Raw genomic sequence first — 456 nt, forward strand, 5'->3', positions numbered from 1 at the left:
GCGCGCGCCGCCGGCTTCGAGGTCGTGGTGATCGAGGACGCCTGCCGCGCCATCGACCTGAACGGCTCGCTGGAACAGGCCTGGGCGGACATGACCGCCGCCGGCGTGGTCCGGGCGACGTCGGCCCAGGTCCTGGAAGGCCATCCCGCCGCCCCACGCTGAACACACTGAATAACTCGCAAGAGACACCAAGATACCGAGGAGCAAGACATGAACGAGGCAGTCATCGTATCCACGGCCCGCACCGGGCTGGCCAAGAGCTGGAAGGGCGCATTCAACATGACCCACGGCGCGACCCTGGGCGGTCACGCGGTCCAGCACGCCATCGCGCGCGCCAAGATCGAGGCGGGTGAAGTGGAAGACGTGCTGATGGGCTGTGCCAACCCGGAAGGCGCCACCGGTGCCAACATCGCGCGCCAGATCGCCCTGCGCGCCGGCTGCCCGGTGACCGTGCCC

The 456-nt window shown here is 69.1% G+C and carries 1 pseudogene; it reads left to right on the top strand.

The features are described 5' to 3' along the window. Positions 1-210: 210 nt before the first annotated feature. A pseudogene (locus AB4Z35_RS30475) lies at positions 211-456 on the top strand (acetyl-CoA C-acyltransferase); the annotation flags it as partial.

The organism is Pseudomonas sp. KB_15 (genome assembly GCF_052114525.1).
Classification (GTDB): Bacteria; Pseudomonadota; Gammaproteobacteria; order Pseudomonadales; family Pseudomonadaceae; genus Aquipseudomonas.